This is a genomic window from Bacteroides sp. 1001302B_160321_D4, assembly GCF_015667765.1.
GTDB classification, from domain to species: Bacteria; Bacteroidota; Bacteroidia; order Bacteroidales; family Bacteroidaceae; genus Bacteroides; species Bacteroides xylanisolvens.
Map to the genome: position 1 here is coordinate 1 of NZ_JADPLO010000047.1, position 23,271 is coordinate 23,271.

Annotated in this window: 17 protein-coding genes; 5 read left to right on the forward strand and 12 right to left on the reverse strand. The window is 44.8% G+C overall.

From position 1 onward, the window contains the following. Positions 1-350: 350 nt before the first annotated feature. From KFO40_RS17330 to KFO40_RS17350, 5 genes are all read left to right on the forward strand, one after another. Positions 351-1,166, forward strand: a complete 816-nt coding sequence (locus KFO40_RS17330) for a family 16 glycosylhydrolase (RefSeq protein ID WP_004298557.1) — start codon at positions 351-353, stop codon at positions 1,164-1,166. Between the two features lie 20 nt (positions 1,167-1,186). Continuing rightward, the gene (locus KFO40_RS17335; RefSeq protein ID WP_004298558.1) at positions 1,187-4,375 is read left to right on the forward strand and encodes a SusC/RagA family TonB-linked outer membrane protein; all 3,189 of its coding nucleotides are present in this window, start codon (positions 1,187-1,189) and stop codon (positions 4,373-4,375) included. 11 nt (positions 4,376-4,386) lie between these two features. Further along, positions 4,387-6,063: a SusD/RagB family nutrient-binding outer membrane lipoprotein gene (locus KFO40_RS17340; protein ID WP_211146633.1), complete on the forward strand. Its 1,677-nt coding sequence runs from the start codon at positions 4,387-4,389 to the stop codon at positions 6,061-6,063. 20 nt (positions 6,064-6,083) lie between these two features. Then, positions 6,084-7,346 carry a hypothetical protein gene (locus KFO40_RS17345; protein WP_055234504.1) on the forward strand — a complete coding sequence of 421 codons (1,263 nt, stop codon included), beginning with the start codon at positions 6,084-6,086 and terminating at the stop codon, positions 7,344-7,346. 112 nt (positions 7,347-7,458) lie between these two features. Next, a complete protein-coding gene (locus tag KFO40_RS17350; protein WP_211146634.1) occupies positions 7,459-9,753 on the forward strand; it encodes a glycoside hydrolase family 3 N-terminal domain-containing protein in 2,295 nt (764 codons plus the stop codon). Positions 9,754-10,007: 254 nt separating this feature from the next. Here KFO40_RS17350 and cysK read toward each other — a convergent pair whose 3' ends face one another. The 12 genes from cysK to KFO40_RS17410 all read right to left on the reverse strand — a co-directional run bounded on the left by cysK (position 10,008) and on the right by KFO40_RS17410 (position 23,242). After that, positions 10,008-10,955: a cysteine synthase A gene (cysK, locus tag KFO40_RS17355; protein WP_074635788.1), complete on the reverse strand. Its 948-nt coding sequence runs from the start codon at positions 10,953-10,955 to the stop codon at positions 10,008-10,010. Positions 10,956-11,082: 127 nt separating this feature from the next. After that, the gene (locus KFO40_RS17360; protein ID WP_211146635.1) at positions 11,083-11,883 is read right to left on the reverse strand and encodes an alpha/beta hydrolase; all 801 of its coding nucleotides are present in this window, start codon (positions 11,881-11,883) and stop codon (positions 11,083-11,085) included. A gap of 19 nt (positions 11,884-11,902) precedes the next feature. Beyond that, a complete protein-coding gene (locus KFO40_RS17365) occupies positions 11,903-12,409 on the reverse strand; it encodes a hypothetical protein (protein ID WP_008641340.1) in 507 nt (168 codons plus the stop codon). A gap of 27 nt (positions 12,410-12,436) precedes the next feature. Then, the gene (locus KFO40_RS17370) at positions 12,437-13,909 is read right to left on the reverse strand and encodes a class I SAM-dependent DNA methyltransferase (RefSeq protein WP_008641342.1); all 1,473 of its coding nucleotides are present in this window, start codon (positions 13,907-13,909) and stop codon (positions 12,437-12,439) included. A gap of 7 nt (positions 13,910-13,916) precedes the next feature. Continuing rightward, positions 13,917-14,480, reverse strand: a complete 564-nt coding sequence (locus tag KFO40_RS17375) for a restriction endonuclease subunit S (RefSeq protein ID WP_032841890.1) — start codon at positions 14,478-14,480, stop codon at positions 13,917-13,919. Positions 14,481-14,944: 464 nt separating this feature from the next. Next, positions 14,945-15,838, reverse strand: coding sequence for a heparin lyase I family protein (locus tag KFO40_RS17380; protein ID WP_008641345.1), 894 nt, complete (start codon positions 15,836-15,838; stop codon positions 14,945-14,947). Positions 15,839-15,844: 6 nt separating this feature from the next. After that, positions 15,845-16,834: an alpha/beta hydrolase gene (locus tag KFO40_RS17385; protein ID WP_008641346.1), complete on the reverse strand. Its 990-nt coding sequence runs from the start codon at positions 16,832-16,834 to the stop codon at positions 15,845-15,847. Between the two features lie 48 nt (positions 16,835-16,882). Beyond that, a complete protein-coding gene (locus tag KFO40_RS17390; RefSeq protein WP_008641348.1) occupies positions 16,883-18,085 on the reverse strand; it encodes an alginate lyase family protein in 1,203 nt (400 codons plus the stop codon). Between the two features lie 120 nt (positions 18,086-18,205). Then, positions 18,206-18,958, reverse strand: a complete 753-nt coding sequence (locus KFO40_RS17395) for an SDR family NAD(P)-dependent oxidoreductase (RefSeq protein WP_008641349.1) — start codon at positions 18,956-18,958, stop codon at positions 18,206-18,208. Positions 18,959-18,982: 24 nt separating this feature from the next. Then, the gene (locus KFO40_RS17400) at positions 18,983-20,449 is read right to left on the reverse strand and encodes an MFS transporter (protein WP_008641350.1); all 1,467 of its coding nucleotides are present in this window, start codon (positions 20,447-20,449) and stop codon (positions 18,983-18,985) included. A 4-nt stretch (positions 20,450-20,453) separates the two neighbouring features. Then, positions 20,454-20,798 carry a cupin domain-containing protein gene (locus tag KFO40_RS17405; protein WP_008641351.1) on the reverse strand — a complete coding sequence of 115 codons (345 nt, stop codon included), beginning with the start codon at positions 20,796-20,798 and terminating at the stop codon, positions 20,454-20,456. Between the two features lie 236 nt (positions 20,799-21,034). Then, positions 21,035-23,242 carry a heparinase II/III family protein gene (locus KFO40_RS17410; protein ID WP_008641352.1) on the reverse strand — a complete coding sequence of 736 codons (2,208 nt, stop codon included), beginning with the start codon at positions 23,240-23,242 and terminating at the stop codon, positions 21,035-21,037. Positions 23,243-23,271 lie beyond the last annotated feature (29 nt).

The following is a 23,271-nucleotide window of genomic DNA, read 5'->3' on the forward strand; positions in this document are numbered from 1 at the left end:
AAAAACACACCAGCCACAAGCCCTGAAAGGGCGGAACCGTATACAATTATGCCCTTTCAGGGCGCAAATTCAGATTGTCGTTTTTACGTAGGGCGTTGCCCTACGCTATATAATTAAGCCCTTTCAGGGCACTCCGCAAAATTATCATTTACCTCATTCTTGTACAGCAACAATCTTCGAAAAAGAATGGGTAAGATAACATCCGTTCGATAAAAATCAGCAGATTTGTCAGCAATCAAACCTAATATGTCAGCAATCTGACCATCGTTTTAGCCGGATATTAGCATCTTTGCACCAAGCTCTACAAGTATAAAGCACATATTACGTTTAACCTTTAAAATGCTAAAACGATGAAAAAAGTAGCACTATTCCTATTTTTATCCGTTTGCTTCGCGCAACAATCCTGCTCGTCGGATTCTGTTGGAACGGAACCGGAAGAAAATCCACAAGACATTCTTTTTAAAGACGATTTCAACTTTTTCGACGAAAAAGTATGGACGAAAGAAACTCATGAACCCGGTTGGACCAATCAAGAGCTACAGGCATACGATGCCGCTCATGTATCGGTAGGAAAAGACGGGGATAAATCGGTTCTGATTCTTACCGCCGAACGCAAAGGGAATAAAATCTATTCAGGCAGGATCAATTCAAAAGGGAAAAAGAGTTTCAAGTATCGCAAGATAGAAGCAAGCATCAAGCTTCCCAAGACTAACGGCGGACTATGGCCTGCTTTCTGGATGATGGGAGACAACGACAAACAGTGGCCGGCATGCGGGGAGATTGATATTATGGAAATGGGAGAACAGAGCGGAATGGCTGCGGGCGATTCGGAAAAACAAGTGAACACCGCCATTCACTATGGCCCCAGCGCAGCGGCTCACGAACAGCAATACTACAAAGCCAATGTTGCCAACAGCCTACAAGACGGCAATTATCACACCTACTCCCTGGATTGGGATGAAAACAACCTGACAATATCCATTGACAACGTCAAGTTTCATACGTTCGACATTAGCTCGAACACATACTTTCATGACAACTTCTACATCCTGTTCAACCTCGCCGTGGGAGGTGCGTTTACAGGAATTACCGATATTAATAAACTGACGGGCCTGAAAGACGGTCAGAAAGTGAATATGTACATCGACTGGGTGAAAATATTATAGGAATCTTAAATATACATGCTATGAATATGGAAAAATGTAAGTATCTACTGTTTTGCGGAACACTCGCCCTTTGGATGGCGGGAAGTTTCCAGCAAGTGTATGCAGCAACGGAACCAAGTTCCCAAGCTATTCAACAACAAAGCAACAAGGTAACCGGAAAAGTGAGCGATGCCACAGGTCCCATCATTGGGGCTTCCGTAGTGGAGAAAGGAACTGCCAACGGAACGATTACCGATCTGGATGGAAATTTCAGTTTGAATGTAAAAGCGGGAGCTACGCTCGTTGTCAGCTACGTGGGTTATAAATCCGAAGAAGTAAAAGCGGGAAGAGGTCCTTTGAACATCACCTTGAAAGAGGATGCCAAAGCATTGGATGAAGTGGTAGTTACCGCCCTTGGCATCAAGAGAGAGCGCAAAGCGTTGGGCTACGGCATTGATGAAGTGAAAGGTGAAGCCTTGACCAAAGCGAAAGAGACGAATCTCATCAACTCCATGGCAGGACGTGTGCCAGGCTTGGTAGTCAGCCAGACCGCCGGTGGTCCTTCCGGTTCTACGCGCGTTATTCTGCGAGGCAGTACCGAAATGACCGGCAATAACCAGCCTCTTTATGTAGTGGACGGTGTACCTTTGGACAACACTAATTTCGGCAGTGCCGGCACAAACGGAGGCTTCGACTTGGGCGACGGTATTTCGAGCATCAATGCCGATGACGTAGAAAACATGTCGGTATTGAAAGGCCCTGCGGCATCTGCACTTTATGGTAGCCGTGCCAGCCACGGTGTTATCTTGATTACAACCAAGCGAGCCAACAAGGATAAAATCAGCGTGGAATATAACGGAACGCTGACTTTCGACACCCAACTTGCCAAATGGGATGAAGTGCAACAGATATATGGTATGGGAAGCAACGGTACTTATAGCTATGATGCCATATCCAACACAAACAAAAGTTGGGGCCCCAAAGCGGACGGTTCAAACATGTTGAAGTATTTCGACGGCGTAGAACGCCCTTTCCTCATTGTCCCCGACAATACGTCCAACTTCTTCCGCACAGGTATCACCGCCACCAACTCCGCCATCATAGGTGTGAACAGCGGAAAAACCGGAATTCGCTTTACCTATACGGATATGCGCAATAAAGACATTGTTCCCCAGACGCACATGAGCCGTGACATTTTCAACCTGCGCGCCAATACGTCTGCAGGAAAGGTAGACTTGGATTTCAGTGTCAACTATACACGGGAAGACGTGAAGAACCGTCCGGCTCTGGGCGACAGCAAGTCCAATATCGGTAAAAACCTGATGACCCTTGCCACCACCTACGACCAGGAATGGTTGCAAACCTATCAGACTGCCGACGGCGAATATTCCAACTGGAACGGCATGGATCCCTACAACGTGAATCCGTACTGGGATATCTATAAGAACTTCAACAAATCCAAGAAAGACTTGTTCCGCATGAACGGCAAGGCCGTATGGAACATCGACCCACATCTGAAACTTCAGGCAACGCTGGGTGCCGAACTCAACTGGTTCACGTTCGATGATTACAAAGCACCTACCACTCCCGGATTCGAAGCCGGAAGACTTCAAAACAGTGCTTTCCGCAACCGCATGTACAACTTTGAAGCGTTGGCTCTCTACAACAACCATTGGGGTGATTTCGATTTCAATGCTACATTAGGCGGCAATGTATATAAGGTGAACAACCAGACCACCGTTACCACCGCTCAAGACATGAAGATACGCGATGTCCCTTCATTGACGAGCTTCAACGAGATCAGTGTAGTGCCCGGCAGTTACCGCAAGCAGATTAATTCGGTTTACGGAGCAGTGAACGTGGGATGGAAACACATGCTTTACCTCGATGCTACGTTGCGTGGCGACCAATCGTCTACCCTACCCACTGGCAACAACATGTATGTGTATCCTTCTTTCTCCGGTAGCTTTGTATTCTCCGAGCTGACAAAACTGGGCGACCTCCTGCCTTACGGAAAGGTGCGTATGTCATGGGCCCAAGTAGGTAGCGATACCGATCCTTATCAATTGGGACTCGTCTATACGAAATCCAAATATGCTTATCCCGGATATACCATCGGATATATCGATAACGGAACCATCCCCAACAAAGACTTGAAACCAACCAAAACAAACTCCGTGGAAATGGGATTGGAATTGAAATTCCTGAAGAACCGTATCGGACTGGATTTCACCTACTATTCTCAAATCAGTAAAAACCAGATTATGGGAATGGCAAGTTCCTGGACAACCGGTTATAACTATCGCTTGATTAATGCCGGCAAGATAGAAAACAAAGGTATTGAGATTGCCCTTAGCACACGACCGATTCAAACACGCGATTTTTCCTGGGACATTAATCTGAACTTCTCCAAAAACAGCAACAAGGTAAAAGAACTGGATGGCGAATCGGATATGTTTGAACTGGAAAAAGCATCTTGGCTCGACGTTCAGGTAGCCGCTAAGGTAGGCGAGAACTTTGGTTCTATTGTAGGCCCGGACTTCCAACGGAACGAAAAGGGAGATATTCTGATTGACCCGCAAACCGGTCTGCCGCAATATGATAAGAGCAACCACGTATTGGGTAATGCCTCTTGGGACTGGACAGGTGGATTGCTCACCAACTTTACCTACAAAAATCTTTCGCTGGTAGCGGTATTTGATGTGAAAGTAGGCGCCGACCTCTATTCTATGTCTGCCCGTGCTGCTTACGAATCGGGTAAAAGTCCGGAAACACTGGCAGGACGTGACGCCTGGTATCGCTCGGAAGAAGAAAGATTGGCAGCCGGCATTGCGAAAGGAGCCGATAACTGGAAGCCGACAGGCGGATTCGTTGCTCCGGGTGTCATCGACAACGGTGATGGAACATATCGTCCCAACGACATCTACATCAATCCGGAAGACTACTGGATGAGCGTTTGCCGTAATGCACCTTCTATGTTTATTTACGACAACTCATACGTGAAATGCCGTGAGCTGACGTTGAGTTATAATGTACCCAAATCCTGGCTGAAGAATGTAGTAAGCGGACTGACCGTTTCGTTCGTTGCCCGCAATCCGTTCATCGTATGGAAGAATATCCCGAATATCGACCCGGATTCCAACTACAACAATACCACCGGTATGGGACTTGAATACGGTTCGTTGCCTTCACGCAGAAGCTATGGTTTTAATGTAAATGTGAAATTCTAAAAAGATATATCATGAGACAATCTAAATACATCACAATCATCACGATGGCATGTGCCCTGTTTTTCGCTTCTTGCAGCGATGAATACATGGAAAACATGAATACCGACCCTTCCAAGGCCGCTACCATCGACCCGAATGCGCAGCTCACCACTGCCCAACTGCAAACGTACGGAGACCTTAGTATGATGGAAATCTACCGTAACTACCATTATGCATTCACCCAACAACTGATGGGATGTTGGAACACCACCAACTACGGCGGACGCCATACGCTAGACAATAATGAAATGAGCCGTATCTGGACATCGTTCTACACTCAATCCTTGAAGAATATCATTGATGCTCAATATCGCACAGCCGAAGATGCAGAGAAAGTGAACATCAACTCTGTACTCCGCATTTATCGGGTTTATCTTATGTCTATCATCACCGACACTTACGGAGACGCTCCTTTCAGTGAAGCCGGACTGGGATTCCTCGAAGGAAAGTTCAATCCGAAGTATGACAAACAGGAAGATATTTACAACGCTTTCTTTCTGGAGCTGGAAGATGCCGTCAATAAAATCGATCCGACCAAAGATAAAGTGACAGGTGACCTCATCTATGCCGGTGATGTAACTAAATGGCAACAACTGGCAAACTCGCTTCGCCTACGTTTTGCCATGCGAATCTCCAATGTCAATCCTACAAAGGCACAAACGGAATTTGAAAATGCTTTGGTTGCCAATGGGGGTGTGATAACGGACGCCTCAAGCGATGCGCTCATCAAATACATGACAATCGCATTTAGTTTCGGACAAGAAGCTTACTCTGATTATCGCGGAAATTCATTGTCACAGTTATTGTTCGGCAACGACCCCGCTAATAATCCAAGCTACCTCTGCTCCACTTTCTTTAATCAGCTACGCCAATCCGGTGACCCTCGTACATTCAAAATTTCCCGTTGTTATTATGACGGGCTGATGAGTGCCACCAGTCCCGACAATCGTGTCGACATCACCCAGGAGATGATTGAAAAAGGGATTGATTTCAGTCCGCGCGACCCGGGTGCCTACTCGTGGGAGCCATGGCCTACAGGATACGACAGCGATATTTGTAAGGAATTAGCCGTTAACAACCCTTCTGTTACAGCAACCATGGCTCGTGAAGTGGAACCCAAACTTGCCAATAATTTCCTAAAAAGCGACAATCCGGGCGTAGTGATGACCTCTGCAGAAGTGAAGTTCCTGATGGCAGAAGCTACCGTGAAAAAATGGAATGTCGGCAGTGTGTCGGCAGAAGATCTTTACAAGCAAGGAGTGCGTGCAGCTATGGATTTCCTGACAGACAACTACGGTTGCACGGCTACTACTGATGCAGAGTTTGATGCATTCATTCAAGGTAGAGGGACGTTCGGACATACGGACAATCAGAAACTTGAAGCTATCAATACACAGGCCTGGATTCTTCACTTCACCAATCCTGCCGAATGTTGGGCAAACGTGCGTCGTTCCGGTTATCCGAAGTTGAAATCACCGGCAGAATATGGGTTCGGACAATACCTCACCGGTGGAACGGAAATTCCGGTACGTCTCTGCTATCCTGTATTGGAATCTTCCTATAATAAGAAAAGCTACAATGAAGCCATCGAGCGCATGGGAGGAACAGACAATTGGCACAGCCTTCTGTGGTGGGATACTGAAAACTAACTATTAAACAATCATCCATTATGAAAAAGATATATATTGCACTATTTGCCCTACTCGCTGTAGGCTCCACATTTACTGCATGCACCGAGGAAGAACCGTTCGCTACGGTGACGGAAAATGATGATCCGCATATCCTTGACCCGGTATTTCCTGACAGGACGAACGGCCAATTGGCTACATTCGCCAACATCAGCCGGGATGCGAACTTATCCATCGCGCTGACCGTGACTCCGAAAGATTACACCACAGTAACCTGGTTCATTGATGGGCAGGAAGTGGAATCGGGTACCGACTCCGACAAAGAAATCAACCGTAGTCTGAAAGCCGGTACGTATAATTTGAAAATAGAAGTGGAAACTGTGAAAGGGAAGAAGACTTCCCGTGAAGGATTGGTGGTGGTCAATCCGTTGGCTGATGACCCTCAATCTAAAGAAGTAGCCTTTGAGAGAATTGTATCTCCCGGTAAGACTGCCCGTTTATATGGCAGTAATTTACAGAACGTAACAGCCATCCTCTTGGGAGGAAACACAATCACCGATCCTACTTATGTTGAATCGGAAGACGAGAACTATCTGGAATACATCGTTCCGACAGGCGTAAGCGAAGGCGATTACCGCATCGTTCTGCAAGATGCCGACGGCAATCAATATGGAGCCGACATGGTGAAAGTAACCAATGCTTCCCTTGTCATTTCGGGTGCCAACCGGGCTACTGCCAACGTGGACTGGACCATTTCCGGTATCAATCTTGAAAACATCGCTTCTCTAACTATCGGCGGACAGACGGTGTCTCAATTCAGCAATCAATCTTCTACGGAAGTTACGCTGACTTGTCCGGATTTGTCTGATGGAAGCTATACGCTGACAGGCAAAACCCGTAGCGGAGAGGCTGTGCAGTTCTTAAACGACAATGTTACAACTACCGAACAGACTGTGACCGTATCTACCGAAATAACACTTTGGTCGGGACACCATTACGTTTCGTGGGATAAGCCGGACGGTGATCCCAACAAAACTTTTGGTTTGATTCCAATGGATGTATTTGCCGGTATCACAGCCGGATCAACACTAAAAGTTGTCTACTCCATAGAACCTACTGCCGAATATCATCAGATGCGACTTGCTACCGGCAATTGGTCGTACTTCACAGACCCGATAAACTTCTCGGAAAACGGTGAATACGCACTGACACTGACCCAAGACATGCTGAATATGATTCAAGCCGAAAACGGATTCATCTGTGTAGGTCATGGCTATTATGTAGATTTGGTAACCGTGAAATAATGTTCCTAAGTAAGTTTAAAAATCATTCACACCATAAGTATCTGTCATTCTTCGGGTTAAAGTCCTCTGAATGACAGATTACATAAACGATGCTACTTAAAAACAAATCATAATGAAACTAAGAAATATTATATTAATGACCGCATCTATCGCAATGACTGCCTGTTCCAAACAGGCAGTTCCCACTGCCATTCCTGAAGACGCAAAAATAGAACAACAAGTAGAAGAGCTTCTATCAGAGATGGACCTTGACGCCAAGATAGGGCAAATGACCGAGCTTGCTATTGATGTATTAGGAGAGACAATAAATGGAGAATTCCAATTGGACGAGGCAAAACTCCACAAAGCGATTGCTGAATACAAGGTAGGTTCGTTTCTCAATGCTCCCGGCCCGGTAGCACAAAGCCCTGAAAAGTGGAACGAGATTATCGGTCGAATACAAGAACTGTCGATGACGGAGATTGGTATTCCATGTATCTACGGCCTGGATCAAAATCATGGTACTACCTATACATTGGGCGGCACGCTCTTCCCTCAAAATATCAATATGGGTGCTGCCTTCAATCCAGATTTGACCTACGAAGCGGCACGTGTAACGGCTTATGAAACAAGGGCTAGCAATTGTCCCTGGACATACTCCCCCACTGTCGATATGGCACGTGATCCCCGTTGGCCGCGTGTATGGGAAAATTATGGAGAAGACTGTTTAGTCAATGCCATTATGGGCAGCACTGCTGTCCGAGGCTTCCAAGGAGATGATCCTAACCATATTCCCGCCGACCGAATCGCCACCTCCGTGAAGCATTACATGGGATACAGCATGCCACGTACCGGTAAAGACCGCACACCGGCTTATATATCGGTTTCCGAACTGCGTGAAAAATGTTTTGCACCGTTCAAGGCTTGTGTGGAAGCAGGTGCACTGACTATAATGGTCAACAGTGGTTCCATCAACGGAAAGCCTGTGCACGCCGACCGCGAACTCCTCACACAATGGCTGAAAGAAGACTTGGGATGGGACGGAATGTTAATCACCGACTGGGCGGACATCAACAATCTTTATACCCGCGAACATGTGGCGGCAAACAAGAAAGAAGCCATCGAAATGGCAATCAATGCAGGTATAGACATGGCTATGGAACCGTATGATCTCAATTATTGTACACTACTAAAAGAGTTAGTGCAAGAGAAGAAAATACCCATGAGCCGCATCGACGATGCCGTCCGCAGGGTGCTTAGACTTAAATTCCGTCTGGGTCTGTTCGATCATCCGAACACTTTATTGAAAGATTATCCTCTCTTCGGCAGCAAGGAGCATGCACTTATCGCACTTCATGCAGCCGAAGAATCGGAAGTATTGCTAAAAAATAAAGATAATATTCTTCCGCTTCCTCAAGGGAAAAAGCTACTGGTAACCGGTCCGAACGCCAACTCTATGCGTTGCTTGAACGGCGGTTGGAGCTATTCGTGGCAAGGACATCTGACCGACAGATTTGCCGACAAATATAACACCATTTACGAAGCAATCTGCAACAAATTCGGAGCCGATCATGTCCGTCTGGAACAGGGCGTGACCTACAAACCCGAAGGTGCTTACATGGAAGAAAATGAACCGGAAATTGAGAAAGCTGTGGCCGCCGCCCGCAACGTGGATATTATTATCGCCTGCATCGGTGAAAATTCATATTGCGAAACACCCGGTAATCTTTCCGAACTTGCCATCTCCGCCAACCAAAGCAAACTGGTAAAGGCACTTGCCGCTACGAGAAAACCGATCATCCTGATACTCAATGAGGGTCGTCCCCGCATTATCAACGAGTTGGAGCCATTGGCTGATGCTGTTATTGACATTCTATTACCCGGAAACTATGGTGGCGATGCATTAGCGAACATTCTGGCAGGAGACGTGAACCCCAGTGCCAAGATGCCTTACACATATCCGCGACACGAAGCAGCACTGACTACCTACGATTATCGGGTGAGTGAAGAGATGGACAAAATGGAAGGAGCTTATGACTACAATGCAGTAGTCTCCGTTCAATGGCCTTTCGGATACGGATTGAGCTACACCACTTTCGAATACAGCAACTTCCAAACGGACAAATCTTCGTTTACCACAGGAGATGATTTGCACTTTTCCATAGATGTAACTAATACCGGTAAATATGCCGGAAAAGAAGTTGTCATGCTATTCAGCAGTGATCTTGTGGCTTCGCTTACTCCCGAAAACCGCCGGTTACGAGCCTTCAAAAAGGTGGAACTGCAACCAGGCGAAACCCGAACTGTCACTCTATCCATCAAAGGCAGCGACTTGGCTTTTGTCAATTCCGATGGGCAATGGATACTGGAACAAGGGGATTTCCGTATGCAATGCGGAAATCAAGTATTGACTATTACTTATAAGTAGGCATTTATAAGTAGGTATTTATAAATAAATGCGCATTATTAATGTATACACTCCCGACAATAACTCTATGAGACACTGCGTTACTTTGTGGTGAACTCAAATTATCATCTAACCGGTTGAACAGCCGTTTGAGACTGTTCAACCAAATTTAAACAACCGCTCCTCTTGGTCCAAACGACCGTATGTCTACAACAAAAAGACAATCGTTTGAGCCCAAAGGAGCGGTTGTTTTTATCTGAAGGAAAGCGGCATTATTACAAAGGATATTCCTCAAAAGCATACAAAATGGTAGATAAATAACGTTCACCTGTATCGGGTAATAATGCAACAATCATTTTCCCTGCATTTTCCGGTCGCTTCGCCAGTTCCGTAGCAGCATATACGGCTGCGCCTGAAGATATGCCTACCAACAAACCTTCCTGTTTGGCTAATTCACGACTCGTACGAATGGCATCGTCATTCTGCACCTGAATAATCTCATCTACGATAGAAGCCTTGTACGTTTTAGGAACAAACCCTGCACCGATTCCCTGAATCTTATGCGGACCTGGTTTTCCTCCCGAGAGTACCGGAGAATCAAAAGGTTCTACTGCCACGATCTTTATACTCGGATCACGCATCTTCAGCGCTTCCCCTACACCGCTAACTGTCCCGCCAGTACCTACTCCGGCCACGAAGATATCGACTTTCCCCTCGGTATCTCTCCATATTTCCAGACCAGTAGTTCGTAAATGCATGGCGGGGTTAGCAGGATTCTCAAATTGTTGTAAAATGACAGCTCCCGGAGTGACAGCCTTCAGTTCTTCAGCTTTGGCAATGGCTCCTTTCATACCATCTGCACCAGGAGTCAATACTAATTCCGCCCCTAAAGCTTTCAGAAGATTACGTCGTTCGATGCTCATGGTATCGGGCATCGTCAAAATTAACTTATAGCCTTTAGCAGCTGAAACAAAAGCCAATCCCACGCCGGTATTCCCGCTGGTCGGTTCAATGATAGTCGCTCCGGGATGCAAAATTCCTTTCGTTTCTGCATCCTCAATCATAGCCAATGCTATGCGGTCCTTCACGCTTCCTGCCGGATTGAAAGATTCAATCTTTACAATCAGACGAGCTTTCAGGTCGTTACTTGTATTATAGTTACTAAGTTCCAATAACGGAGTATTACCTATCAAATCCGTCAATTTTCTTGCTATCTTTTCCATATATATCTGTTTTAAATTTCTCTTATTTTAATATATGACAAAAATAGTGCGGATTCTGTTTAGGGTAAATACCATATATGTGGTAAATTCATACCACATATATCTGACTTCTTGCCAGAACAATATATCATTTGAATCTCTTCACATAATCTGCAATCAGACAACATGCCGGACCGAGTACCTGACCATGATCGAATCCTTGCATTTCATACAAAGTCACCTTCTTGTTACCTATACTTTTCAAGACAGCTTCCAGCAACGCATTTTCTTCATATCTTGCCGCCATCTCCAGATGCTTGTCCCCCGTAATCAACACGAGAGGAGCAGTTTCCTTGCGGGCCTTATTTACCGGAGCATACTCATCAACCACCGGAATACCGTCAGGCAAACCTCGTTCCTTGCGAATAGTGAAATGTGTCACCGTCTGACCACTCACCGGAAGATAAGCAGCTACACTATCGGCATTTGCTCCGTATGCTGCCATGTACTTTTTATCCATTGCCAGAATCAATGAAAGATAACCTCCCGCAGAATGACCGGAAACAAAAATATGATCCCTACGACCACCATACTTTTCAATATTCTTGAAAACCCATGCCACAGCTTCAGCCGCATCTTCGATGTAAGCCGGATTCTTTGCTTTCGGACTCAAACGGTAATTCACCGTCACTACTGCAAACCCTTGTTCTCTCAATTCTTTTGGGACAAATTTATTTCCGCCTTCCATACCACCACCGTGAAACCAGACAATAGTTGAGAAATCCTTCTTGTTTTCAGGGTAATAAATATCCAGTTTACAACGCTCCTGACGATAGGTGTCCGTTTCGGAACCAGAGACATAAGATATATCTTTATCGGTGCGATAAACATTTTGTGCTTGAGCAATGCAAGTAACAAGCAAAAAGAGAAGAGAAAAAATCTTTTTCATGGTTTTATTTATTTTATATTCATCTATTAGTACTATTCTTAAAAATTACTTTAGAGTTAATGATGTCATGTTCATCAATATATAATTCAGGATTCTCACCCGAGCTTTCCACCAAAGCTTCAATTGTGATACACTCATCCGGCAACCACTGTTTAAAATGTAACATATTATCTCTCAACTCTACCATATTATTGTCCGTAGCTGATAATTGAATCATCTTTTTTACATTTTTCGTATATAATGGAAGTCCGCCCCCTTTAGCCACTAAAGAAGATTGGGCACCTTCACCAATAATATTTCTATTTCCCGTATTCTCTAACGTATAACATATTCTCCAAAGATTTTCAACCGGTATCGTATCTTCATACTGTACAAAGACAGTAATTCCAGGTATTTTAGGTTTTTGCGTCAGCAATGTACTCTCTGTACAGCAGATTGTCACTCTGACTTTTTCCTTCGAGAAATATGAAAGCAAAGTAACTACTCCTCCTAAAATTGTGACTATTGTAACTATAACTTCTATCATACACCTGTGTCTTTTTTTTCATAATTACTATTCTTTAGTCAGCTCCCTCAATCGCCATGCACAATCTTTAAATTGCTTATCAATACACTTTAACCGCTCTTCCAATTCATCTATTCTTTGTAAAGCAACTTTTACATCAATCTCCTTTCTCTCAATCTTATCCTCTACATACTTAATTACTTTCAAATCGTACTTGTTATGCCGTATCTCATCCTGCGTAGCGATATAGAACGAACAACCTTTTTTTTCTCTCCCCATCTCTTCTCCGGCAAGAAACTTTTTATATGTATTCGAAAGCTGTTCCAGCATTTTATCAGAAAGTTTACAAAGTCCTTTATTCGAAATATACCCCTTCCGTGCGTCAACAAATAAAGTTTGCGTCCTCATTCTTTCCTTTCTGAATACAAGAATTGCCGTAGAGATAGCCGCTCCATAAAATAGATTCGGCGGCAATTCAATAACTGCCTCAAGTAAATTATGTTCAATAATCTGCTCTCGTATCTTACTTTCAGTATTTCGGAACAAAACGCCTACCGGTACTACTACAACAGCTTGTCCGTCATTCCGCAAACTTGCCAAAATATGACTTATATACGCCCATGTAACCTGACTTTTAGGAGGAATGCCATATTTAAAGCGTTTGTAAAAATCACTATAAGCCTCTTCGGCTGCCCACTTATCCGCAAATGGAGGCACAGAGACAACAATATCAAACTTTCTTAGCCCTCCATGATCCAACAATTTAGGATTACTAAGACTATCTCCCCAAAGAAAAGTCGCACCCTTGAAGCCATTCAGCATCAGATTCATTTTTGTCAATGCATACAAATTCCAATTCACTTCTTGCCCATAGAGCTCAGTACCTCTGATCCCCATTTTTTTACCGACCTCAACCAACAGAGTACCACTACCGGATGCCGGATCGCACAAACAAGCATTTTTTCTATCGCCATCTATTAGTTTCGTGATCAAACTAACTACCTCTGTAGGAGTAAGCACATTATTTATCTTTTTACCTGCTTCTTCAGCAAATATATATAACAACTGATTATATAAATCACCAACGTCTATCAACTGCCCGGTAGCATTAGTCAGCCTGATTTCTTGAAAAAGCAAAAGAAGCTCACGCAACTTGATCGATCTCGCGTTCATATCTCCTAATATATTACTTTCGAAATCAATAGCTTTATTGATTTCATAACCTTCAGTAACCAAAGCGTTCACCTGCTCCAGTTCATAAAGAGCCATATTTATCAATCTGCCAAGTTCCGGTGAATCAAGTTCTTTACATAGATAATCGAAAGAACTGCGCTCGGACACTAACAAACGTAAAGCAGGGCTATTATCATCTTGTTGAAAAGAATTATTTGATTTATAGTACTCACTTGCAGATTTCAAAAATAGCAGAGCCAATACATAATCCCTGCACTGATCGGCAGAAATCGTTCCACCCAAAATTTGCCGTGCTTTACTTACGATATAATATGCTTTCTCTTTCATAATACAATCATTTTAAAGAATCCATCAATAACTGATCTTGCAAACTCTGTTTAAGTATATCAATTTCACTACGAATACATTCACCTTCTTTTCTCAACCGATCCATTTCTACAACAAGCCTTTGTACTTCTATAGATGGTATATCAAGCTGTATTTCCCCCATTACCGATTGAGGAATCACCTGAATACCTGTACCTACTGCTGCATTCTTCAACATACCAAGAATGGACGATGTATTTAAAAAACAACAAAGGAATTCCGGTAATATGTTACTAATGACGGGACGTATGATAATAAAAGATGAAGATGCTATAGTACTTCGTTCTGTCCCTTCATACTGTATGCAATAATTGGAGCCTCCTTTAGCCGCAAACAACAAATCTCCGTTTTTCAACCAATGCTTATCATTTATTCCTGTATTTATTACCGTAGCTATTTGAGTATAATCAAGTTTATTCTCCGAATTAACATCCTTTACCTGCAAATACCTGACCTCACCTTGTGAATCAGTTTTCATGTATATGCCGGATTGCATTATAGCTATATCCTTTAATGTTACTTTCTTATTCATTACCTTACCATTTCAAATAAAGACTCTACTTAAACAATCTGCCATGAATATCAGTAATACTATTTCTTGGCTATTACCTCAATTTTATAGATTGACCGCACAAATATATAGCTTTTTCTGATATTACCAAGCAATAGAAAGAAAATAAATCATAATCGACAAAACATATCTTACCTCCTCCATCTTTTCAGGTTTCGTCAAGTAGAAATCCTACTAAATACAAATCACGCAACTTGATATAAAATCAGAAGAACATAAATTACCTGCTTTTGACAAAACATACATCAATACCCCATTCAAATATCCCACCGTCTTCCCCTAGCATATTTAGTTTTAATATGCCTATAATAAACGACAATCTCCCACCCGAAAATATACCTCAAAGTATATTCCGGACAGGAGACCACCATAATAGACAAAACGAACTGTTTGTCCTTTTCTAAGGTTTTCTTTAAAATCCCTCTCTAAAGTTTCTTGATAGAGAAATCGGCAAAACGAATTTCTTCGTCACGCAACTGGTCTTGCCAGGTCCTATCTTCACCCAAATAGCGGTAGATACCCCATTTGGGACGAAGTCCCGTACAATCCGTACGCCACATATCCATCTTTTCAGAACTAAATTCCAAGAGAACTTTTCCGTCTTTTATGCGTGTGATGACTACTTCATACGAACCGTTCTCACCGAAACAGGCTTTTTCTTCTACTTCCACCCAGTTGCCGAGGAAGCCAGCAAGGTCTGTACTGGCAAGGGTAGTAGTGCTTCCGCCACGTTTGTCATAACGTACGCGCAGTTGTTGACCGCCTTTACTGCCGCTGTTGGAATAAGCAGTCAGGGTAATGAGTGGAGAACCGACGTCTGCCGTGCCCGATGAATTATCAATACCCTTCAACTGGTGGAGATGGGAGAATTTGGCTGTCGTCTGGAATCCTGTCGGCAAACAGAATTTCCAGCGAAACACCATAGTCTCTCCCTTTTGTCCGACAAGGCTTTTCGGAGACTTATTATCCGTCTTTATCTCATTACGCTGGCGGTCGGTGATGTTTGTCAGTCCGCGGTCATCATCTATCTCGGCATGAATAAAGAAAGCAAATACGTACTTATTTAGCTGGTTGTCATGCACCTGCTGAATATGTTGGAAGTGCTCTGTCTTATGTTCGCGCGAGGAGTCGGGAGCTTCGTGGTTATAGCCCGAACGTTTAATCAAGTCATACGTTTTTGCGCTATTACCGTCAGCGGTTAATGTGCCATCCACCGGTTGTTCCGGTTTCAGTTGTTCTTTCTCATCTATCACTTCCGACGAACTGTTGGAGCAGGCGATAAAGGCGAAAAGAGCTAAGAATAAAATTCCTTTTCTCATTTGGATTTATTTAATATGGTTAGTCAGGAAATCTACCGACTTGAAGAAAATCTCTTCCATCTTGTCCGAAGTCTTCGAACTTACGTTATGGTCATAGTATTCATACTTCAACAAGTCGCAGACTCCCCCTCTTTTCTTTAAAGCCGATGCGAACATTTCGCTCTGTTCACACTCTACCGTAACATCACACGTGCCACATACCAGCATGGAAGCAGGAACGTCCTTCTTTGGAATCAGATTTATGGGAGAGGCTTCACGAAGCACTTTCGGCTCTCTGTCACAGAAGTATGCAATACGCTGAGGGTCTTTTGTTTTCATGGTGATGGCAGCCTTTTCCAAGTTATATATTCCGGAATAGCCTACGAAAGCCTTTGTACCGGGAACAGTCATCGCAGCTACTGCTGCCAAGTGCGCACCGGCAGAAGTACCCAGGAAACCGAAGCAATCAGGGTTAATGTTCAGTTCTGCGGCATGCTCCTGTACATACTTCACTGCGTCCAGAATATCCTGGATAGAGACTTTCACCGTTGCATCGGATTGAGGTGCCAATGTATAAGAGACACGTACGCCTGTTATGCCTTTCTGTTTCGCCAAGTATTGGGATAAAGACCGGGACGAGCCGTTATTACCGCGCGCCCATCCACCACCGTGGATATAAACGACAAACGGGGCAGGCTTCTCTGTCTCAGCAAAGTCTACCGTGAGTATCAATTCGTAATCCTTATGTTTCTTGTAGACGATGTCCTTTGTAGTCACTCCTTTATAATCCTTGCTTTTCAAGCGGTCTGCCTGATAGGTATAGGGAACCATCACATCGGGAATGGTGTTCACATCAATAAACTTCGCATATTTCTTTGCATACAACAAGGCATAAGAACCGTCGTCGTTCCGCGTCATCTTCATGCCATAGCGGTTGGAGAACTGCTGTGGTTGAGATTCCTGCGCAAGGCAGAGAAGCGGCAGCATACACAAACAAAAAATCAGTTTCAGTTTCATGTTATCACTTTATATTAGGTACAGATAATCTTATTTCTTCTTCAAATTTTATTTCTTCTTTAAAACCAGATAAGGTATTGTTTCCACATCGGACGTACTGTATTTCAAACCGATGCGCTTTGCCGTATCGACATACTTCTGATTACCCAATGCCGTTCCCGCTTCATAAAGAAGAATGGCGGCACGGGACTGGTCGAAAGGTTTAATCTGTTTAAATTTCCAGTCTTCGGGATTCAGATAAAACGGATACAGATAATCTACCGCCTGCGAAGCCACTTTTCCGTTGGAAGCAGGGGTACTCCATAGATTGATGCCTATCTGGCTGGTAATTTGGTTGGCTTCCATTAAGGCTTCCAGAGCGAAAGTGGAATAATGCAGGGAGAGAGTCCGTTTCAGTTCCTGGGGTAACGAGCCGTCGTCGGCAATCTGTGCACCCATCTTGGGGAGAATACTTTGTTCCGCCACTTCACGGATACGGTCGGTACGGTCCAAGTAAGCCAGTACCATCAAGTGGATGGCTTCGTACCACAAGCCATGATTGTTGGCGGCATGAGATTCCCTTTGCCCTTGCGTGCTGTTCTCCATCCAGTAACAGAAGGCGGTAGCCCAATCATCGAGTTTTTTCTTATCCGAGGGAGTCCAGCTTTTCGAGCCTTCTATCAGTTTGGCAACACCCAACGCACGGCTGAAACGGCGCGAGTCTATGAAGCCCGAACCTCTCATTTTCTTCATACCCGGCACGGCTTGGGCATAAGTCATATTCGGGTTCATACCCAGTTTCGGGTCTGTGAACCATGTCCGCAAGTGGTTGGCGCATGCTTTGGCGTAGACTTCTTTTCCTGTGATATAATAGAGTACTCCCAGGCAGTAAGCGGCATCACCGAAACGGTTGGCATTCTCACGTTCGGGGTATTCGTAGACTTCGGGATTTCGTTCACCGTCTTTCCGGATATAGGGAAGTCCGTCTATTTTTGTAGAATCAGGCCACCAATAGGGAGATAAGGTCATATAATCCCTGGGATCTTTACTGGGGGGAAGTTTTTTCTTGGCAGTCACCGATAGAGGAGTCATCTTTATATATTTCTCTGCCACCTTTTCCTGAAGTTCAATGTATCGGGTGACTTCCTTCTCACCTTTCTGATAGTCGTTTTTTAGCTGTTCAAGCAAAGTCGCATTAAACGGGCCTAAGGGGGCGGCATTCAGTATCCCCCAACAGAGGCATACAGCCCATATAGCAAAGATTCGTCTCATAAATATTTTCTTTAAAGTAGGTAAGTATGTCATTCGGAGCGAAGCGGAGAACCTGCTTCTGGTATCTGCCAAGGGGCAGGTTCTTCACTACGTTCGGAATGACGGTATCAGCTTTCTTCTTTAAGAGAAGAAACAGCCACCGTTAATGTCAATGTTCGTACCTGTCAGGTAAGAAGATTCGGAGCAAGCGAGGAAGCAAACCAGGTCGGCAACTTCATCGGCAGTTCCTTCACGACGCAATGCGTAGGAAGCCTTCATACGTTCGCGGTTTTCCGGCGTATTGAAACGGTCGTGGAAAGAAGTGGCAATCGTGCCTGGACAGATAGCGTTGCAACGGATTCCCTGAGGGCCGAGTTCCTTCGCCATGGAACGGGTAAATGTCATTACCGCACCTTTCGCGGTTGCATACATGGAAGCTCCATTGCCACCGCCGTCGCGGGCAGCCAATGAAGAGAAGTTGACGATAGAACCGCCTGCCGGCATCATCGGAACCACTTCACGGGTACAGAGGAATACGGAACGCATATTGACATCCATCAGGAAGTCATACCAGTCTTCGTCCTGTTCGGTGATTTTCTTACGGCCTACAATGCCGCCTACTACATTCACCAATACATCTACCTTGTCGCCGAATGCCTTGTTACACTCTGCAAAAAGATTCTTTACCGCAGCAGCCTTTGTCATATCACCCTGAACTGCGATTGCTTCGCCACCGACATTTTTAATCAGTGCCAATGTTTCCTGTGCATCGGCTTCATTGTCGAAATAGTTCAGGCAAACTTTTGCACCTTCTGCTGCCAATTTCACTGATATTGCACGACCAAGGTCGCGTGCGCCACCTGTTACGATAGCTACTTTTCCTTCTAATTTCATAATTGTCTTGTTTTTAAAATACGTTTATTTTTTTATTTGTTTAATCTCTCCTACTGTCAGGAAGATGGAACACAGCGATAGCGGCACCAAAGCTCCCAACAGACTGAATAATAATATCCAATTCGTAATATAACTGGCAAAAAGGATTGCCAGGATAGTACCTAATACGGCCGAAGCACCGCCCAGTCCTGCCAGCGAGCCGACAGATTTGCCGCTGTGCAGGTCGCTCGGGATAGTCTGCAAGTTCGTCATAAAGAACTGGAATCCACCCAGTACCAATGCCATGAAAACGATAGCGACCGGAGCCGTAGTAGACATGATAGCTGCCAAGATAGACGGGATGATGATAATCCCACCAAGCAGCATTGCCGCCTTACGGGCATAGTTCACCGTATGTCCCCGGTTTATCAGCCAACCGGAATACCAGCCGCCGGCAATACTTCCCAATGCCGCACCTACATACGGAACCCAAGCGGAGAATGCCACCTCTTTGATATTCAAGTGGAACACATCTGCCAGATATAACGGCAGGAATGTCACGAACATCCACCAGATAGGGTCGAGGAAGAACCGTCCCAAAATGACAGACCAGTTCTTTTTCACCCGGAGCAGTTCGCCCCAGCTTTTTCCTTTATCCTCGGTTTTCAGCTCCTGTTCGGGCTGACCGCTCAAGATATAGGTACGTTCTTCTTCTGTAATCCAGGGATGCTTCTTCGGCCCTTCCTTATTGATAATCAACCAGGGAATCAACCAAATCAGTCCTAATCCGCCGACTACAATAAAAGTCAGTTTCCAGCCGAAAGCAATGAAGAGCATCAGGATAATAATCGGTGCAAGGATTGAACCGATGGATGCTGCCGCCCCGAACAAACCCTGTGCGAAAGCGCGTTCCTTCTGCGGGAACCATTCGGCGTTGCTTTTCGTCGTACCGGGCCACGGACCGGCTTCCCCCAATCCGAGCATCATCCGGAAGAAGGTCAGCGAGAAGATTCCCCGTGAAAGGGATGCTAATGCATCTGCCGCCCCCCAGACGAGCACGCTCCAGAAGAAACCTTTCCGGCATCCAATCTTGTCGTACAGTTTCCCGGAGACAAGCTGGCTGATACCGTATGCTATCATAAAGAAGATAGTTATCAGACCAAGAATATCTTTCGCTTTCTGCGAAGCATCCGGGTCGTTGCGGTCTATCAAGCCGAGGTCGATAGCGATACCTTCGCGATTGGTTACGAACGTAACGCCGTTCTTCTCCTTCATCTGTACGTTGGCTACGCTGACAGAATCCCGGTTGCCATTAGCGGCTGTCAGGATATACTGCTCTCCTGCCAGGACGGCATGATTACCTTTATCTGCCGACGCATCCGCTTCGGAAACCAAGTGATAGTCGATATTAGCCACCCACATATAGTTGAGCGTACCTCTATCCAAATAGTTGATGATGGTTATCAGCATAATTAACCCGATAACCATCCATCGGAGTCCTTTTACCTTCATACGTTTACAGGTTTAAGAAGTCTGCACGCACAGGGCTGAACGTATCAATCAGGATACCGGCTTCGAGGCAAACACAACCATGCAGCTCGTCGGGCGCTACATAGTAGCCGTCTCCGGCAGAAAGGATTTCTTTCTTATCGCCAATGGTTAGTTCAAACTTGCCACTTACTACGTAAGTCGCCTGGCTGTGGTAGTGCTCATGCATACTCCCTACTGCACCTTTGTCAAATTTCACTTTGACCATCATCAACTGACCGTCATACGCCATAATCTGGCGATTTACACCCGGAGCAGGATTTTCCCACTTCAAATCTTTCTCAAACTGATAAGTTTCACTACATGTTTTCATATTTCTGTCTATTAATGGTTTATTATATTCTCGATTCATTTATAACTCATCTTTCATTAGTTATCTCATCCCATATTAACATCCTGTAATCAAGTTGTTAATTCACTGTATTTCAGAAGTTAATTCACCGTTCGTCAAGTGTTAACTGTTAAGTTGTCAAGTGTTAACAGTTGAGCCGATAAGTATTAATACTTGAGAAGACAGGTATTAATACCTGAGAAACGGAAAACTAATCATCATTTCATAAATACTCCGCAACGACCGTTCCAAGCATACATAGTGCCTTCGACCGTCAGGCGGTGCCCTTTCTCTTTGTCGGCATCGGTATTGCTCAAGCAAAGCATTACGGAATGCCCGCCTTTATAGGTTGCTTTCACCACTGTATAGGAAGCCGTATCCATCACGACTTTCACCTCTTCGCAAGATGAGGTCAGGTTACTGGAAGTTTCCATTACCACATCATATTCTCCATGCGTTTCGATGGAAGTGGCGAATGTATGGTTCTTCCGTGCTTTTTCCCTTATCAGGAAAGCGGTTTCGTTTCTCAAGTTGAAATCAGGGTCATTGGCACCCAGACGAAGCATCTTCATCTCTGTTTGCGCAGTAGTAGCTATACTAATAGTATAGAAACGATCCTTATTAACAAAGGTGAAGCTTGATGTATTTCGGCTCTTGTTCTGTCCCCAGGCTTCCAGCCAAAGATGCTGATAGCCGTCTTTCGTGCCAAGAGTTTTCAGTTCGTTAGTTGCTTTGGCGTAAGGGAAGTTCAGGGAAACGAAGTGCCCGTTATACCAGATAGGGTAATCGTATTGGTGCTCTTTGTCCGCATTTGCTTGCAGCACATCCAAGATTAACGGGAATTGCAGGAAAGGGGTAGTCACGTAAGCCAGTGTACGTTTCATCTCTATTCCGGGATAGGCATTGGTGTCTTTCGCCACCATTACCTGAAAATGTCCGCCGTTGAAATCATGGTAAATAATATCTGAATGATAACGGGAAGAGACTTTTATATCTCCGGCAAAGTGGGATGTTTCGTCCACGACCAATGTATTGTGCGCAATAGTCTGTTTGGCAAACGATTGGTTTTCACGGGTATAATGACCTTTGTACTTGGCTTCGATATTCAAGAAGCGGGAAGCACCGTAGTCGGGCAGAATCTCGTTCCCATTGTCGTAATAAGCCATTGTCAGTTTATCAAAATGTCCATGGCTCAAGCCGTGTGAGGTAGCTTTCAGTGTCAAGGCGCTGTTCAGATTAGAATCTGTGGAGCGGATTACGGCTACACCGCCTTCATCCCCCTTGCGCCCGTCACGAAATACACTGCTACGATAGATAATCGGAGCAGCTTCTCCGCGGGCAATATCACGGGCTACTTTAAAACCGCCGCTAGTAGGGAGATAAGTATGCTGGTACTTATTTGCAACGGACAGCAGTGATTTGTCCGAAGGATTAACATTATACAATATGTCTACCGCATATACCAGTTCCTGTGCGGAAAGCCCTTTCAGCAAGGCATCATTAATATGGAAGAATTCGCCTTCATAAGAAAGTTGTATCAATGTGGAGAGGGCTTTTGAAAGAATGCTATCCCGGTAATTGAAGATTTTCAAGTCCGGCAGTTTATTCTCGATGCATTGGGCGAAGATGACGAAAGGCCAGATGGCATAACGTTGATAGTAGGCTCCTTCCGTGAAGTAACCGTCGGGAGAGAACAGGTAATCCATCTGGCGGATAAAGCCGCCCCGTTTGCCTGTTCCGTCAGAACCGTAAAGTGCCTTCTTTACGTAATCTTCACGATTCATCGCAAAGCCAATCATACCGACGGCGGCCGTAGCCCATGTAGCATGGTTGTGCATTTTATTGAATGTCTTGTTATTTGCATGGTTGTCTCCCATACCGTCCATGATGAAGTCCGCCATCGGAACGAAAAGATTCTTCTCGATAGTGGCACGCTGTTTGGATGAGAGTGTGTTATAGATACAGTCATAAGCAACCGCTGTATGCACCAGCCATACACTTTCATTCAGTGTCTGCCAAAACAGACGTCCCGGGACGGGGGAAAGTTGCAGGGGGTGGAACCCTAAAGTAGGGTATAGTTTTGCATAGGCTTCCAACATATCGCCCACGTAGGCGGCATATTTCTTATCCCCTGTCAACTGATAGGCAACTCCACAATGGAACATGGCATAGTAATTGGATTTATGCTGTTCGTGTACCACACCGCCACCGCCATCTACGGGAACCGGTACGGAAACAGGAGAGTTTACTGCTGCATCGGCTGCGGCCAACACTTCCGAAAGAGATTTGTCGAATGCGGGTACTGTCCCCTTTCCTGCCCTCATCTCGTTCACTTCTTCCTGTGTGAAAAGAAGGGACGGATGTTGGGCAAATGAAAAGAGGTATCCACCTAAAACCATGAATATGCAAATAATAAGTTTTCTCATCTTACATCATTTTCTATTTCAATAATAGT

Bases quoted from the DNA above. Each gene is read 5' to 3' on its own strand.
- KFO40_RS17370 (WP_008641342.1), bottom strand. From the start codon at position 13,909: ATGAAAGAGAAAGCATATTATATCGTAAGTAAAGCACGGCAAATTTTG.
- KFO40_RS17380 (WP_008641345.1), bottom strand. From the start codon at position 15,838: ATGAGAAAAGGAATTTTATTCTTAGCTCTTTTCGCCTTTATCGCCTGC.
- cysK (WP_074635788.1), bottom strand. From the start codon at position 10,955: ATGGAAAAGATAGCAAGAAAATTGACGGATTTGATAGGTAATACTCCG.
- KFO40_RS17345 (WP_055234504.1), top strand. From the start codon at position 6,084: ATGAAAAAGATATATATTGCACTATTTGCCCTACTCGCTGTAGGCTCC.
- KFO40_RS17390 (WP_008641348.1), bottom strand. From the start codon at position 18,085: ATGAGACGAATCTTTGCTATATGGGCTGTATGCCTCTGTTGGGGGATA.
- KFO40_RS17340 (WP_211146633.1), top strand. From the start codon at position 4,387: ATGAGACAATCTAAATACATCACAATCATCACGATGGCATGTGCCCTG.
- KFO40_RS17350 (WP_211146634.1), top strand. From the start codon at position 7,459: ATGAAACTAAGAAATATTATATTAATGACCGCATCTATCGCAATGACT.
- KFO40_RS17395 (WP_008641349.1), bottom strand. From the start codon at position 18,958: ATGAAATTAGAAGGAAAAGTAGCTATCGTAACAGGTGGCGCACGCGAC.
- KFO40_RS17410 (WP_008641352.1), bottom strand. From the start codon at position 23,242: ATGAGAAAACTTATTATTTGCATATTCATGGTTTTAGGTGGATACCTC.
- KFO40_RS17335 (WP_004298558.1), top strand. From the start codon at position 1,187: ATGAATATGGAAAAATGTAAGTATCTACTGTTTTGCGGAACACTCGCC.
- KFO40_RS17375 (WP_032841890.1), bottom strand. From the start codon at position 14,480: ATGAATAAGAAAGTAACATTAAAGGATATAGCTATAATGCAATCCGGC.
- KFO40_RS17365 (WP_008641340.1), bottom strand. From the start codon at position 12,409: ATGATAGAAGTTATAGTTACAATAGTCACAATTTTAGGAGGAGTAGTT.
- KFO40_RS17385 (WP_008641346.1), bottom strand. From the start codon at position 16,834: ATGAAACTGAAACTGATTTTTTGTTTGTGTATGCTGCCGCTTCTCTGC.
- KFO40_RS17360 (WP_211146635.1), bottom strand. From the start codon at position 11,883: ATGAAAAAGATTTTTTCTCTTCTCTTTTTGCTTGTTACTTGCATTGCT.
- KFO40_RS17400 (WP_008641350.1), bottom strand. From the start codon at position 20,449: ATGAAGGTAAAAGGACTCCGATGGATGGTTATCGGGTTAATTATGCTG.
- KFO40_RS17405 (WP_008641351.1), bottom strand. From the start codon at position 20,798: ATGAAAACATGTAGTGAAACTTATCAGTTTGAGAAAGATTTGAAGTGG.
- KFO40_RS17330 (WP_004298557.1), top strand. From the start codon at position 351: ATGAAAAAAGTAGCACTATTCCTATTTTTATCCGTTTGCTTCGCGCAA.